Annotated in this window: 11 protein-coding genes; 9 read left to right on the forward strand and 2 right to left on the reverse strand. The window is 33.1% G+C overall.

Features of this window, described 5'->3' with window-relative positions; all coding sequences use genetic code 11:
- Positions 1-60 precede the first annotated feature (60 nt).
- From N4A57_RS11015 to N4A57_RS11040, 6 genes are all read left to right on the forward strand, one after another.
- The gene (locus N4A57_RS11015) at positions 61-792 is read left to right on the forward strand and encodes an EcsC family protein (protein WP_293658048.1); all 732 of its coding nucleotides are present in this window, start codon (positions 61-63) and stop codon (positions 790-792) included.
- Positions 793-992: 200 nt separating this feature from the next.
- Positions 993-1,727: a helix-turn-helix domain-containing protein gene (locus tag N4A57_RS11020; RefSeq protein WP_293658049.1), complete on the forward strand. Its 735-nt coding sequence runs from the start codon at positions 993-995 to the stop codon at positions 1,725-1,727.
- A 94-nt stretch (positions 1,728-1,821) separates the two neighbouring features.
- On the forward strand, positions 1,822-2,724 hold the full coding sequence (locus N4A57_RS11025) for a DMT family transporter (RefSeq protein ID WP_293658050.1): 903 nt from the start codon (positions 1,822-1,824) through the stop codon (positions 2,722-2,724).
- A gap of 206 nt (positions 2,725-2,930) precedes the next feature.
- Positions 2,931-3,320 (forward strand): VOC family protein, encoded by a 390-nt coding sequence (locus N4A57_RS11030; RefSeq protein ID WP_293658051.1) that lies wholly within the window; start codon positions 2,931-2,933, stop codon positions 3,318-3,320.
- A 286-nt stretch (positions 3,321-3,606) separates the two neighbouring features.
- A complete protein-coding gene (locus tag N4A57_RS11035) occupies positions 3,607-4,911 on the forward strand; it encodes an amidohydrolase (protein WP_293658052.1) in 1,305 nt (434 codons plus the stop codon).
- Between the two features lie 16 nt (positions 4,912-4,927).
- Complete coding sequence (locus tag N4A57_RS11040; protein ID WP_293658053.1) at positions 4,928-6,520, forward strand: AbgT family transporter; 1,593 nt, start codon at positions 4,928-4,930, stop codon at positions 6,518-6,520.
- 68 nt (positions 6,521-6,588) lie between these two features.
- Here the strand turns inward: N4A57_RS11040 and N4A57_RS11045 are convergent, their stop codons facing one another.
- Positions 6,589-7,269: a TetR/AcrR family transcriptional regulator gene (locus tag N4A57_RS11045; protein WP_293658054.1), complete on the reverse strand. Its 681-nt coding sequence runs from the start codon at positions 7,267-7,269 to the stop codon at positions 6,589-6,591.
- 107 nt (positions 7,270-7,376) lie between these two features.
- Between N4A57_RS11045 and N4A57_RS11050 the strand changes: the two genes are divergently transcribed.
- A complete protein-coding gene (locus tag N4A57_RS11050) occupies positions 7,377-8,888 on the forward strand; it encodes an AbgT family transporter (RefSeq protein ID WP_293658055.1) in 1,512 nt (503 codons plus the stop codon).
- 47 nt (positions 8,889-8,935) lie between these two features.
- On the opposite strand, the gene N4A57_RS11055 is transcribed toward N4A57_RS11050, so the two are convergent.
- Positions 8,936-11,512, reverse strand: a complete 2,577-nt coding sequence (locus N4A57_RS11055; RefSeq protein WP_293658056.1) for an FAD-dependent oxidoreductase — start codon at positions 11,510-11,512, stop codon at positions 8,936-8,938.
- Between the two features lie 1,242 nt (positions 11,513-12,754).
- Between N4A57_RS11055 and amrA the strand changes: the two genes are divergently transcribed.
- Together amrA and amrS are read left to right on the forward strand one after the other, a co-directional pair.
- Positions 12,755-14,158, forward strand: coding sequence for an AmmeMemoRadiSam system protein A (gene amrA / locus N4A57_RS11060; RefSeq protein ID WP_293658057.1), 1,404 nt, complete (start codon positions 12,755-12,757; stop codon positions 14,156-14,158).
- 8 nt (positions 14,159-14,166) lie between these two features.
- Complete coding sequence (gene amrS / locus N4A57_RS11065) at positions 14,167-15,153, forward strand: AmmeMemoRadiSam system radical SAM enzyme (RefSeq protein WP_293658058.1); 987 nt, start codon at positions 14,167-14,169, stop codon at positions 15,151-15,153.
- The last annotated feature ends 241 nt before the right edge of the window (positions 15,154-15,394 follow it).

Genomic DNA, 15,394 nt, shown 5'->3' on the forward strand with positions numbered 1-15,394 from the left:
AATTGACTTTTCATGTATTGAAATTGATTTTAGATAAAAATTATATTGTGAGGAATAAAAATGACTAATTATGAAGAAAAAGCCATAGGTGAACTTAGCATATGGCAACGAAAGATGAGTAAGAAACCATCTATTAGAAGTCGTATAGCCAAGGGTATGCAAAATAAAGTAAATAATATTATTCCCGATAAGGTACATGGGGTGATTACAGGGGCAATTAAAAATATGGTTAAGGTTGTACTGGCTGGATCTAAATTTATTACAAAAGAACCACTTACCATGGTGTCATTAGAAGAGGCAGAAAATTTAGTAAGACAGAAATTAAAATTTTATAAAAAAGCTGCCACAGTTAGTGGTGCTGGCACAGGGGTAGGTGGAATATTAATTGGTTTGGCGGATTTTCCAATTCTCTTGAGTCTAAAGATGAAGTTTCTCTTTGATACAGCTACCTTATATGGATTTGATGTAAGGGATTATAGAGAAAGACTATATATTCTATATGTATTTCAATTAGCTTTTTCAAGTGATGAGAAGCGTATTGAAGTGTATGAACAGATGGTTCATTGGGATAGTTATGTGAAGAAACTTCCCCTAAGCATGGAATTATTTGATTGGAAAACTTTCCAACAAGAATATAGGGATTACATGGATTTAGCCAAAATGTTTCAGTTATTACCAGGTATAGGAGCTATAGTAGGAGCTTATGCTAATTATAAGTTAATGGATAAACTTGAAGAAACGGCTATTAATGCCTATAGATTGAGGCTACTTAAGGATAGGGGCATTTTATAAAATTCCAAGGAATACATTATATGATTATAGGAATCATTTCCACCTTGTACGGATTATTAAGCAATTATATTTCAGATATTTATTTCATAATTATAATGTTATTTGGTGTTATAATATATAGTAAACGAAGAAAAGCAAATTACAGGTAAATATAGGAATATTATAAATTTGAGAGAAAATAAAAGAGTAGGAGGGGAATTATGGCACAAAATGTTTTAGCCTGTGAAACTAGGACTTATACGGAAATACCTCATACCCATGATCATTCTTATAGTCAGTTAATACTTCCCCTACAGGGAAGTTTATCTATAAAAACAGATAATTATAAACTGAACTTAGACGAAAAACATTTATTTTTTCTCCCACCTAAATGTTCTCATTCATTTCATTCGAATAATATAAATAAATTTTTGGTAATAGATATTCCAAAAAAAATTAAAATTCCTCTATCAGGACATATATTTAAACAGGAATCATATCAGGTCCTTGATGATAGATGGAAAGCTATAAGATATCTTTTACAAGAAGAAGCTAGAAGATCTAATGAAGGGGCATTAGGTAATTTAGTTAACTATGCATGCGGTTTTCTAATGGAGGAAAGAAGACCAATTTCTATAGAGTATATTCATAGTAACTTTGAAAAGGCCATATCAGTTCAAATGTTGGCAGCCATGGAGAATTTCAATGTATCCTACTATATAGAATGGTTTAATAAAAAAACTGGCATGACACCTAATGGATATATTCAAAAACTACGACTAGAAAAAGCTAAGGAATATTTAATAGATACAGAATTAAGTCTACTCGTGGTTTCACAAATGGTTGGTTATGAACAACAATCATCCCTTACAAGATTATTTAAAAAGCATGAATCCATATCACCAAGTGCTTATCGTAAAAAAAACCGAGAAATGGGCAAAAACTTCCCGATTTAGGTAAAGAGCCATGTGTCTATATATTGTATTATGATTATAAGGAATTATATTTTTAAGTTCTGAATATATGTTAATACTTTAGGAGGTCAAGTTTATGAAAGAATCAAATATAAGGGCACAGTTACTTGTACTAATGGCAGCCGTATTATGGGGAACAACAGGTTCTGCACAAGCCTTTGCACCAAATAACGCTAATCCAATGGTAATAGGAGCGTTACGTATGGCAATAGGTGGAACTGTTTTGGTTTTTATGGCAGGGATAAAAGGATCATTTAAAAGTGAAGATAAATTAGACAAGAAATTACTATTAATAGCATCTCTATGTATGGCCCTCTATCAACCCCTTTTCTTTTCTGGTGTATCAAAGACAGGTGTTGCATTGGGTACGGTTTTAGCATTAGGAAGTGCACCAGTTTTCTCAGGTTGTATTGAATATTTCATGGGAAAAAATCTTAGTAGAAGATGGGTTATAGCCACAACATTATCCATTGTTGGATGCGTATTACTCTTTGGAGGACAAGACTCTATGGATATGAATATACTTGGTGCCATTTTATCCTTAGGAGCAGGTTTATCCTATGCAGTATATGCAAGTGTATCTCGAAAATTATTTCAGAATTCACAAAGGGAATTGATCAATGGGTTAGTATTTTTCATAAGTGCAATAATCCTATCACCAATATTATTCATAAATGACTTAAGCTGGGTAATATCAACACGTGGAATTATAACAACTCTACACCTAGGAATTATAACGACGGCTATAGCCTATACCTTATTTGCACACGGACTTGTTAGTATTTCAACACCTAAAGCCGTTACACTGACCTTAGCAGAACCGTTGACAGCAGCTATCCTTGGAGTGTTGGTATTTAAGGAAAAACTGACATTTATTTCTATGATCGGTGTTTTACTTTTATTTCTAGGATTAATTATAAATTCTTATGAAGGAAAGGAAAAAAGTAAAAAAATTATAAATGAAGAAATCTGTAATTAAAATTGAAAATAGAGTTATTACTTGAATAAGCCATATAGGGCTTATTTTTTTTATAATATACAAATACTTGATTTTACTTAATAACTTGCAAAACTACTTAAAACGACTTATGATTATATTAGAAATAAATAAAATAGGCGTGAAGGTCCTTTTAGCGCAACCTTCAGGTGTCATAGTAGGGTGTATAATTATAGGGGGATTGGATTATGAGAATTGAACATGTTGCAATATGGACGAACAATTTGGAAAAGCTTAAAGATTTTTATGTTGAATTTTTTAATGGAACTTGTGGAGAGAAATACATAAATTCAAAAAAGGGATTTCAATCTTATTTCATAAAATTTCAAGATGGCCCTAGACTTGAATTAATGGAAATGTATTCAATACCTTCAAATAAAAATGATATAGAAAAACAATATATTGGCATAATTCATATTGCATTTTCAGTTGGTTCGAAAGTAAAGGTAGATGAATTAACTGAAAGATTAAGATCAGAAGGATACAAGATAGTAAGTGAACCACGAACTACTGGTGATGGTTATTATGAAAGTTGTGTGTTAGATTTAGATGCAAATAGAGTTGAGATAACAATTTAATGAAAGTACATAAAATTGAAGGGGTTATATTAAAAATATGAATTATATTTATGGTCAAATTATGAAAAATAAGGTCTTTTATAGGAGGAAATCGTTTTTGAACGTGTTTGAAATAAATGAAAAATAGGCACTAAATGTTTAAAAATCAACATTTGGTGCCTATTTTTTATTTCAACGTGTTAAGAAAATGAGAAATGTAGAAATTGTTTGAAATTTGATGTAAATTTGTATTAGGAACTGCATGTTCTATGTGGTGAGGAAATTTAGAAAGGAGGAACTTGAGAGAATGGAAAGTTATTTTGACAATATGTTGGAAAAACAACTAATTGATGATAGGAGAGATTTTCATAAATATGCTGAAGTAAAATGGACAGAGTTTAGAACTTCATCAGTGGTGGCAAAGAGGCTTATGGATTTAGGATATGATGTTAAGCTTGGACTTGACATATGCGTAAAGGGAGTTCAATTTGGTTATCCAGATGAAGAGTATATGAAGTTCCAAGAAGAAAGAGCTATTACTCAGGGGGCAGATTCAGAACTAGTAAAACAGATGGCAGGTCTTCCAGGAGTGGTAGGAATATTGGATACGGGAAAAAAGGGACCTGTGACTGCCTTTAGATTTGACATGGATGCCCTAAATAACCAGGAAATATTGGAAAGTGGTCATTATCCTTATGAAGAAGGTTTTGCATCTATTAATGAAGGATTTTGTCATGCTTGTGGCCATGATGGACATACATCCATAGGTCTTGGAGTTGCTCAGGTTCTTATGAAGATGAAGGATAAACTTACAGGAAAAATCAAGTTGATTTTTCAACCTGCTGAAGAAGGTGGCGGTGGTGCCATTGGTATGGTGAAAAAGGGAATCCTTGATGATGTGGAGTACTTTTTCGCAATACACGTGGGTCTTACAAAGTTAGATGGATTGCCCCTAAAATCCCATGGAATTATCTGTGGAGTAAATGATTTTTTAGACAATCGTAGGATAGATGTATCCTATATAGGTAAGGCTGCTCACCCTTGTGGAGATCCTCATGTGGGAAAAAATGCATTACTAGCTGCTTGTGCAGCAACCCTAAATATTCATTCTATTGCACCCCATAGTGAAGGTATGTTGAGAATAAATGTGGGTAAGTTAGAAGGGGGAGTATCAAGAAATACTATTGCACCAACTGCAAACTTTCAATTAGAGTGTAGAGGAGAAAACCAAATTGTTGCAGATTACGGTGAGGATAAGGTAATGGCAATTATAAAGGGGGCTGCCTCCATGTATCAAGTAGAAAGCCATATAGATATTGTGGGTTGTACTCCTTCTGCAACAAGTGATGAAAAAGCCATTGAAATGGTATATTCAGTAGCACAGGATGTTGACTGGTTTAAAGAGTACCATAGGATAGGTAGTGTGGGAGGTAGTGATGATGCCTCTGATATGATTAGACAAGTTCAGAAAAATGGTGGAATTGGGACCTATATTGGACTGGGAGCAGACTTTGCTTCAGGATTTCATCATAGTGCATTTGATTTTGATGAAAATGTCATGTTACCATCAGTGGAACTTTTAGTGAAGCTTGTGGAAAAACTTCAAAAATAAAAACAGGGAGGTAATTATGGAATCAAAAGTTAATTCAAAAAAGCCAGGAGAAACTGGGAAAAAATCTAAATTTGAAAAATTTATCAGTGGTGTAGAAAATATAGGAAATAAACTTCCTCATCCCTTTTGGTTGTTTGTATCCTTATCTATTATTATAATGGTACTTTCCTTTGCATTGGCTCAGATGGGAGTGGAAGTAACCTATCTTAAGGCTTCAAAGGTGGCTACAGAAGCTCCTGAGGAAGTTACAATAGCTGTGAGGAATCTACTTAGTAAAGAAGCTTTACAATCATTTTTCACTAATTTTACTAGTAATTATTCAGGGTTTGCACCCTTAGGTCTTGTTATGATCATGATGCTAGGGGTAGGTCTTTTGGAGCAAACGGGTATGTTATCTGCACTTATTAGAAAAACCATATTATCAGCTCCATTATCAATGCTAATCTTCATAATAGCCCTAGTAGGTGTAAATGCTAATTTAGCATCAGATGCAGGGGTCATAGTTGTTCCTGCCATTGCTGGAGCCGTATTCAAATCATTAGGAATAAATCCATGGATTGGTGTTATCTCTGGTTATGTTGCTGCTAATGGGGGATTTAGTGCAAATATTTTCATTGCGGGAACGGATGCTTTGCTTGCTGGTATTACAGAGTCAGTAACACAGGGCCTAGGTATAGATGCGCCTGTTCATCCATTGATGAATTGGTATTTTATGATTGCTTCAACATTTGTTGTTGTAGGATCTACCGTATTTGTTACTAAATTCTTTACTGAAAAGCATTTAGGAGGAGGTACTACATCTGTTGATAATTCAGAACTGAAAAACCATCAGTTGACAGAAGATGAGAAAAAGGGACTGTTTTATTCTGCAGTTGCTGCTGTTGCCTTCATAGGGGTTATGCTAATCCTTGTAATTCCAGCGGATTCTATATTTAGAAATGCTCAGGGAAATTTATTACCAAAATCTCCACTACTTAGTAGTATAGTAAGTATTCTATTTTTCTTCTTCTTTACATTGGCCATGGCTTATGGTAAAGGTTCTGGCACTATTAAAAATATGGAAGATGTACCTAAATTTATGCAAAAGGGAGTTTCTGGCGCATTAGGATTTATGGTTATAGCATTACCAGCTTCTGTATTTATTAATCTATTTAGTGCTAGTAAGATTTCTACGGTTATAGGAGTATATGGAGGAGAATTGTTAAAGACCTTAGATATGACAGGATTTCCACTTTTAGTAGCATTTGTATTCATATGTACGGGAATGAACTTATGTATAACTAGTGGTTCTGCAAAGTGGCTTATTATTGCACCTGTATTTGTACCACTATTTAATATGCTTGGATTTTCTCCAGCCCTAACGCAGGCTACTTATCGTATAGCAGATACATGCACAAATATTATCTCACCAATAGACTACTATGTACCAGTAATTATGGGACTTTTAGCAACTTATAATGTGGATGAGGATAGGAAAGTAGGTATTGGTACAGTAATTTCACTTTGCCTGCCATATAGTATAGCTTATATGATTGGTCTTTTAGGATTATTGTTAATTTGGTACACTTTCAAATTACCTTTAGGTCCTGGAGTTCCAATGTTTATGTAATAAAACATATGAAAAAACATGGGCAAATGCCCATGTTTTTTATGTTATAATCATATAGAAGTGTTCATTTAATATTCCTGAAAGGTGATAATACCAATAGGTGTCTGGTAGTGACTTAGAAACATGCGTACATATTCATTGTTACGTTTAGCAAGATCCTCTAAAGTAGTTTCATCAACCGTGTCAATTGCTTTTTCGATTAATGTTTTTAGTATGCTTTCCATAAGTTCAATGATCTTGGTTTTGCTTTTGGATTTTACATATCCATGGCCAATACATTGATCTAGAAGAGGGATTTCACAATGGTTATCCCTATTGCGGAAAATGGGGAACAAAGAGTAATCTAGGACCTGTTCGTTCGGATAGATTTCACTATATGTTTTAAAAATTTCTTCTAAATCCTTAGAACATTTACCAAATATTAGCATATTAAATTGATTGGGATACTTGATTGCATATTTAATGAATAATTCCCAAGTACGAATGTATCTGTCTGTGCTATTAATATAGGTTTCCTCAATTAGCCATTGTTCTTTATAAAAACCACCTAAATATTTGAGGGATACATAGGCCATAAGGTTTTCGAAGCTTTTAAAATAGTAGTAAAGGGTAGAACTATTGTAGTTAGTGTCTTTTGCAAGGCGTCTCACAGAGATACTGGTAAAAGATTCCTTTTGTGCAATCCTAAAGGCAGTATCAATGAACTGTCCCATCACATCTATTCTTTTTTTTCGATTTCCATCTTTCACGCCTATCACCTTCACATCAGTTATTATTTATTGTAGAAATATGTATAAAAAAATATATATATTGTATTTTATCAGATTTAATAGGGAAAGTATAGAAGGAGGGAAAAATGAGTGGACTAAGTGCTAAATTCAGAAAAGTAATCACAAGGATAGAAATTATAGGAAATAAACTTCCCCATCCCTTTTGGATTTTTAATATCCTGTCAATTGCTGTAATTGCAGGTTCTTTCTTTCTTCAAGGTACAAGTAACTATGTAGTTGAGAATGGTAATTTTAATTTAATTCAAGTGAATAATCTTTTAGATATGGCATATTTAGTTAATATTTTTGGGAATCAGCATGAAAATTTTATCATGTTTAAACCCCTGGCAATTGTCATATTAATATTGATGGGTGTTAGTGTTTTTCAACAGTCAGGAGCTTTATCCGCAATCATACGATCCATTTTTGGTAAAACACCCATAAAATATATCGTAGGGGTGGTGGCCTTTATTGGAGTTAATGGGAACTTGGCTTCTGATGTTTCTGTTATTGTTATTCCCACAATCTGCGCTGGCCTATTTCAGTCTCTAAATATGAATCCATGGCTTGGAATAATTGTAGGATATGCTTCTGTTAACGGAGGATTTACCTTAAATATGTTAATTGCAGCAACGGATATGATTACTTCTGAGATCACATGTTCTGTCACTGAAACCATGGGATTAAATGAGAATGTTCATGCCCTGAGCAATTATTATTTTATGTTTGTAGGATCTATTTTTCTTATTATCATTACTGTCCTTGTGGCGGAGAACGTAACAAAGAGAGTGCTAGGATGTCATGAAGACAATATAGTGTTGTCACAAAGGGGCTCTTTTAGACTTAGTAAGAGGGAACGGGCTGGGTTAAAATATTTTATTTATGCAAATATTTTATATTTTTTAGGAATATATACTATTTGGATTTATATGAAAAAATCAGATTTGAATATTACTGCCACTCGAATGATTACAGACAATATGGTAGGATGGATATTTATATACTTTACTGTTACAGGAACTGCCTTTGGATTGAAAGCAGGGACTATTAAAAGTTTAGAAGAACTTCCTAAGATATTTGCCATAGGTATATCTGGAGTTAAAGAGTTCATTGTAACGGCCTTTTCAGCATCCCTTTTCATTCGTGTACTCAATGACAGTAATTTAGTATCCTGGTTAGTATCTTGGGTTTCTGCTTTGTTTGAGAGTATCCAAATGCCACCTTTGTTGATTTTGCTATTATTCATACTTGGCATAAGTATTTTTAATCTCTTCATTACGAGTAATTCTGTCAAATGGGTATTTATTGCATCCTTTGCAATTCCTATTTTTTCAGAGTTAAATATTTCAGCAAATGTGGTACAAGTGGCCTATAGAATAGGTGATACGGCTACTAATTGCATATCTCCTGTAGATTATTATTTACCTATAATTATTAGTCTTCTTGATGGATATAAGGCTGATGGTCATGTGAAAGTTGGTATAGGTACTGTAGTATCCTTAGCCTTGCCCTATTCTATAGCTTATCTCATTGGACTCATTATATTGTTTATGGTTTGGTATTTATTAGGGTTGCCATTTGGACCTAGTATTGTATAGTGTTATCATGTCGAGTATATGAAAAAACCGCCACTTAGGGCGGTTTTTTATTGATTTATTAAACTTATCATATCAGATAAAAGGGTCTTTTCCTTGTAAGCTTGAATCATATTTACTGATTTAGAAGTATCTCCTATTAATATGCCACCTACAAAGGATTTATTTACAAAGTACATCTTTTTGTAGATGCCTTTTTTATCATCCTTTATCTCTACCACTTGATAATCTGTATTTTCATCTTTTCCCGTATCTCCTATGGAGAATATGCTAGTATTTAATCCATTAAATGTTACGCTAGGTATTATATTTTCATAAGAACTAGTATCTCCAACTGCATTTGCACCGGCGACCTTCCCTTGTACTAAGGCTTCTTCCCATAGGCAATAGTTTATACCATTAAACTCAGCCACATCACCGCAAGCATAAATATCCTTAATGCTAGTTTCCATAAATTCATTTACAACTATACCACGATTTATATCTATATTGGCATCCTTTGCTAATGTCGTATTAGCACGTACACCTGCTGATATTATAACTAGATCACTTTCTATTAATGTGCCATCCTTTAATTTAACTCCACTAACTTTATCTTCTCCCACAATAGAGTCAATGGATGCACCTTTGAATATATCCATATAATCTTTTATCTTATCCTCTAACATGTTAGATCCAACTAAATCTAATTGGCGAGGGAATATTCTAGGAGCCATTTCAACTACACTTACCTTTAGACCTAATTTGTGTAATTCCCAAGCTGTTTCAAGACCTAATACTCCTCCACCTATCACTAGGGCAGATTTAGAATGGGAAGCAGCTTTTTTAATATTCTCAGAATCTTCTAGAGTTCTTAAAGTGAATATGCCTTCCTTTTCTACTCCATTAATTGGAGGAACAAAGGACCTACTTCCATTTGCAAATATTAATTTATCAAAACTCTTAGTAACAGAATTGTTTAATGTGACAGTTTTATTTTTAGGGTCCACACTAGTTACTTCATTTCCTAAGGTTAAAGTAATATTATTTTCAGTGTACCAATCCATAGTATGCATATAAAAATCATCATCTAAATGGCCCACAAGGTTCTTAGATAAATTTGGTCTATAGTACCCAGAAACCTTTTCTTTACTTATTATTTCAATAGAGCAACTCTCATTTCTCTTTCTTATGGCCTCAGCAGCAGCTACACCAGCAGCACAACCACCAATGACTATTATATTTTCATCCGTATCATTTTTATAAGTTACATTCTCACGAGGAACTTCTATGAATTGATCCCTACCTACACCGCATGCTGGACATATTTCAGGAGGTTCTTCTCCTTCGAATATTTCTCCGCATACTACACACTTCCAAGCCTTTATTTCACCCTTTTGAGTTTTTATAGTAACGGGCTTTTTATCTTCAAAGGTAGTAGGAACCTTTCCTGATAAGACGCTGTTACCAAAGTTTACACCAAACTCAAAGGCTTCAGATAAATTATCTTCAGATGGCTTAAATCTTACTTTAAGACCTTTACCATATACTTTCATTCTAAGTTGTTTTAGTCTTTCCACAATATGGGGAACACCTTCTCCACTCCATCCATAGGACCCAAAGGCTGATGCTATTTTACCACTATGAGTAGGTGGGAACATGGATGTAACTAAATCCCATATGGGTTTTAAGGCCTCTCCATTTATGGTAGGAGTTCCAAATAATACTCCATCTGCCCAATAGATTTCATTTAATACCTTTGTTGATTTTTCTTCTACCAGGTCAAATAATTTGACTTCTATATCACTTGTACTTTTAATTCCCTTAGCTATTTCATGGGCTAATTCTCCCGTATATCCATAGGATGATACATAGGGGATTACTACGGTCTTTTTAGTATTTGGGTTTGACTCTGTAGACCATTCCTTGTATATATCCACTATTTTTCTAGGATTTTCATCAAGTACAGGTCCGTGACCTGGTCCTATTAGGTCAATATCTAGATCTTGAATTTTAGCTACTGCTTGAAGTACATAGGGCTTAAATGGTCCCATAATCATATCGTAATAATATTTAAGGGCACTCATATAATCATCTTCATTAGTAATTTTACTACTTAGTATTGGTTCAAAGGAATAATGGGAACCAAAGGAATCGCAAGTGAATAAGACCTTGTCTTCCCTTACATAAGTATATATGGAATCTGGCCAATGTAGGAATGGAACACTGAAAAACTCTAGTGTTTTATTTCCTAGGGATAAGGTATCTCCGCTTCCAACGGATATGGAATCAAATTCTCTGTTTGCTATATCCTTCATAAATCTTAAAGCTGTAGGAGACCCTACTATTTTTATTTTAGGATTTATTTCTAATAGCTTCTCTATGGATCCTGCATGATCTGGTTCCGTATGATCTACTATAATGTAGTCTATCTTATCTAAATCTACTATTTTCTTTAATCTTTCAAGGTAAGAATCAAAGTATTTTACCTTTACCGTCTCTATTAAAGCAGTTTTTTGGGAACCCTTAACCACATAGGAATTATAAGTTGTTCCGAATTCTGTATACATAATAATATCAAATACTCTTAAGTTCGGGTCTAATGAACCAACCCAATATATATCATCTTTTAATTTTAGTGACTGCATAATAACCCTCCCAATTTATCTGTTTCGTTAGTTCATTATATATATACTCCATAAAGTTAAACTTTAAACAATATATTTTGTTTGTAGGCAAGTTCTTGTATAAAGAAAGCTTAGTATTACGAAATCTATATAGATTTCTGGTGTATAAACTTGCTTTATGCGGGCCTATTTCAGGAAACTATTGAAAATCTTTTCCACCCAAGTCCTTGTCACAAGCGAAAGTTTGAATCTTCGTATATAGGTTCATGTGTCATGTTTAAGTAGCATAGGATGTTGTGACGTTCCAGGGTTCCAAAGATTTTCAATAGTTTCCCTTATAGGCAAGTTACGATATAAAGAAAGCTTAGTGTTGCGAAATCTATAGATTAAGGACTTATCTTAGTTTTAGAGTTACTAATTAATCCATATAATATTCAAAAATATTTAATTATATAGATTTATCATGTGAAAAATTTAAATTAAAAGATATTTTATGAAAATAAAGGAATTAAAATAACCCTTCTTTCGAAGGGTTATTTTAAGAAAGGTGAGTAAAACTGGTAAGGTTTGAATCTTTTAGGTATTTCTATAAAACCATAAAATGGCTCAAACTGTAGAATATAAGACGAAAAATATTCCACATTTCTAATTAACTTAATTCTCTATTTTCTTGGGGGAAATATGAGTCTTCGCTAAATTAGAGTTGTTTATTTCAATAGGTTAACACCAAAGATTCAACCTGAGTTAATTTTACCACAAAATTCAAAAGAATACTATACCCCAAATCCAGCTATATACAAGGATGTAGCCTGTTTTGAAGGTTGCCAAAACCCTGGAAATGGCATAAAATCAAGGGTTTCGTAATCATGATTATTTTTTGAACGCGATTAAAAAAAGTTTAAAATTTTTTATTTTTTCTAACAAATCGACACGTTATTACATTTAAAATAATAAAAAATACCATAGACTATGATAAAATTCTATTAAATATAGATTTGGCAATTTGCAGTGATTTTATACAAAAATATTTTTGGTAAATAAATGATTTGTTGCATTTGGTTAGTCATCTGTTGCTAAAATCAATAACCACTAAGGACTAATCTTATAAAAATGAATTTATAATTTAGTTTATGTGGACCTATTTCAGGAAAATATATTGAAAAAAAATTCCATTATAGGCAAGTTAATGTATAAGGAAAGCTTAGAGTTGATAAATCTATATAAAATTATTAAAAAGGAATAATAAATTTTAGAGGTGATAGAATGGGAAAAATTTTAAAAACTTATTTAATGCCCCATCCTCCAATAATTTTGCCAGAGGTGGGACGTGGAGAAGAAAGAAAAATACAAAATACTATAGATTCTTGTAATGAAATAGCTACCCAAATAAAGAATATAAAGCCAGATACTATAGTTATAATAACTCCCCATGGTCCCGTATTTAATGATGCAGTAGCCATATCATATGGAACTAGTATAAGTGGTGATTTAAAAAAGTTTGGAGCAGATGAGGTAAGTTTATCCTTTAATAATGATAAAAGGTTAGTAGATGAAATATATGCCTATTCTAATGGCGAAGGAGTAATGGTAGCCAAGATTGACAAAAATTCTGCTAGTATCTATGGAGTAGAATATGAATTAGACCATGGTGCATTAGTTCCCCTATATTTTATAGAAAAGGAATATAAGGATTTTAACCTTATACATATAACCTATGGAATGTTATCTAAGATGGAACTATATAGGTTTGGTATGGCCTTAGAAAAGGCATTAGATCATGCTGGAAAAAATGCTGTAATAATAGGTAGTGGAGATTTATCCCATAAGCTAAAGGAGCTTGGACCCTATGAATATAGCCCCTGTGGACCTAAATTCGATGAAGAGATTATTAAATATTTAGGGGAAGGTAATATATTAGATATATTTAATATGGACCCTACTACCATAGAAGGAGCTGGTGAGTGTGGAATGAGATCTATATATATTATGGCAGGTGCCATGAATGATTATAGTATAGATGGACAAGTCCTATCCTATGAGGGTCCCTTTGGAGTAGGATATGGTGTTGTAAAGTTTAACATTGAAAAATCCAATGAAAATAGATATGAGGAAATAGTAAAAAGCAGGGAAGAAAAATTTAAAAATAAATTGGAAAGTGCAAATTCTTATGTGAAATTAGCAAGAAATAGTCTGACCCATTATTTGACTTATGGAACCTACATGGATATGCCTGAGTATGTGACAGATCATATGAAAAATGAAGCTAGGGGTGTTTTTGTCTCTTTAAAAATAGATGGGAATTTAAGGGGATGTATAGGTACATTTCTTCCAACTACTAAAAATGTTGCCAGTGAAATAATAAAAAATGCAGTGGAAGCTGGTGAGCATGACCCTAGATTTAGTCCTGTCCATTTAGAAGAATTAAAGGACATTGATTTTTCTGTAGATGTGCTTACTAAACCAGAAAAAGCGTCCATAAGTGAACTAGATCCAAAGGAGTATGGGGTAATAGTAAAAAGTGGAAGAAAATCAGGCCTTTTATTGCCAGATTTAGAAGGAGTAAATACAGTGGAGGAACAATTGAATATTGTCCTTAGAAAGGCTGGAATAGAAGAAGATGAACCCTATGAATTAGAGAAATTTAAAGTCATAAGATATAAGGAATAGGTGATACTATGGAAAAAAAGGCCATGTTCTATGAAATAAAAGGTAATAAGATACATTGTTTTTTATGTCCCCATAATTGTAATATAAAAGAAAATCAATTTGGATTATGTGGAGTAAGGATTAATAAGCATATGGAACTAAAAACTATAAACTATGGGGAGATAGCATCGGCTAATCAAGACCCCATAGAAAAGAAGCCCCTTTTTCATTTTAAGCCAGGGACTTTAATTTTATCTGTAGGAACCTTCGGATGTAATTTTTCCTGTGACTTTTGCCAAAATTATTCCATATCCCAAGAAAGGCCAAGGACTGAATTTATAGAATCGACTAAGTTGGCAAATACTACGGCAAATTTAGATAACAACATGGGAATTGCCTTTACATATAATGAACCTACCATATGGTATGAATACGTATATGATGTGGCCAGGGATTTAAAAGAAAATTATGAAGATATAAAGGTAGTGTTAGTAACAGATGGATATATAACTAAAGATGCCTTAGAAAAGCTTATGCCCTATGTGGATGCCATGAATATAGATTTAAAGAGCTTCAGGGAAGAATATTATAAAAAAATATGCAGAGGAAGTTTAAAGCCTGTAATGGAAACCATAGAATATGCGGCTAAACATTGTCATGTGGAGATAACTACCCTTTTAGTAAATTCTTTAAATGACTCATTAGACGAAGTGGAAGAAATAAGTAAGTTTATAGGTAAAATAAACAAGAATATCCCTCTTCATTTAAGCAGGTATTTTCCAACTCATAAGATGGATCTACCTCCTACGGAAATAGGTACTATACTTGAGGCCCAAAAAAGGGCAAAGGAATATCTTAATTATGTGTTTATAGGAAATATTCCTAATATGGATAATTCCACCTATTGTCCTAAATGTAATGAACTTCTAATAGATAGGCAAAATATGATGGCACAAGTTTATATTACAGATATTGAGTGTCCCACATGTGGATATGAAATAGAGGTCATTTTATAAGGTTAGGATATAGATTTCGCATTCATAAACCAGTTTTATGTGAGCCTATTTCAGGAAAATATATTGAAAATCTTTTCCACCCAAGTCCTTGTCACAAGCAAAAGTGTGAATCTTCGTAGATAGGTTCATGAGTCATGTTGGAGTAGCATAGGATGTTGTGACGTTCCAGGGTTCCAAAAATTTTCAATAGTTTCCCTTGTAGGCAAGTTACTATATGAGAAAAGTTTATAGTTCATAAATC

This window comes from Anaeromicrobium sp., from assembly GCF_025210435.1.
In the GTDB taxonomy this organism is placed as follows: Bacteria; Bacillota; Clostridia; order Peptostreptococcales; family Thermotaleaceae; genus Anaeromicrobium.

Excerpts from the sequence above, each read along its gene's own strand:
- amrA (WP_293658057.1), top strand. The coding sequence starts at position 12,755 with ATGGGAAAAATTTTAAAAACTTATTTAATGCCCCATCCTCCAATAATT.
- N4A57_RS11015 (WP_293658048.1), top strand. The coding sequence starts at position 61 with ATGACTAATTATGAAGAAAAAGCCATAGGTGAACTTAGCATATGGCAA.
- N4A57_RS11025 (WP_293658050.1), top strand. The coding sequence starts at position 1,822 with ATGAAAGAATCAAATATAAGGGCACAGTTACTTGTACTAATGGCAGCC.
- N4A57_RS11040 (WP_293658053.1), top strand. The coding sequence starts at position 4,928 with ATGGAATCAAAAGTTAATTCAAAAAAGCCAGGAGAAACTGGGAAAAAA.
- N4A57_RS11055 (WP_293658056.1), bottom strand. The coding sequence starts at position 11,512 with ATGCAGTCACTAAAATTAAAAGATGATATATATTGGGTTGGTTCATTA.
- N4A57_RS11035 (WP_293658052.1), top strand. The coding sequence starts at position 3,607 with ATGGAAAGTTATTTTGACAATATGTTGGAAAAACAACTAATTGATGAT.
- N4A57_RS11030 (WP_293658051.1), top strand. The coding sequence starts at position 2,931 with ATGAGAATTGAACATGTTGCAATATGGACGAACAATTTGGAAAAGCTT.
- N4A57_RS11050 (WP_293658055.1), top strand. The coding sequence starts at position 7,377 with ATGAGTGGACTAAGTGCTAAATTCAGAAAAGTAATCACAAGGATAGAA.
- N4A57_RS11020 (WP_293658049.1), top strand. The coding sequence starts at position 993 with ATGGCACAAAATGTTTTAGCCTGTGAAACTAGGACTTATACGGAAATA.
- amrS (WP_293658058.1), top strand. The coding sequence starts at position 14,167 with ATGGAAAAAAAGGCCATGTTCTATGAAATAAAAGGTAATAAGATACAT.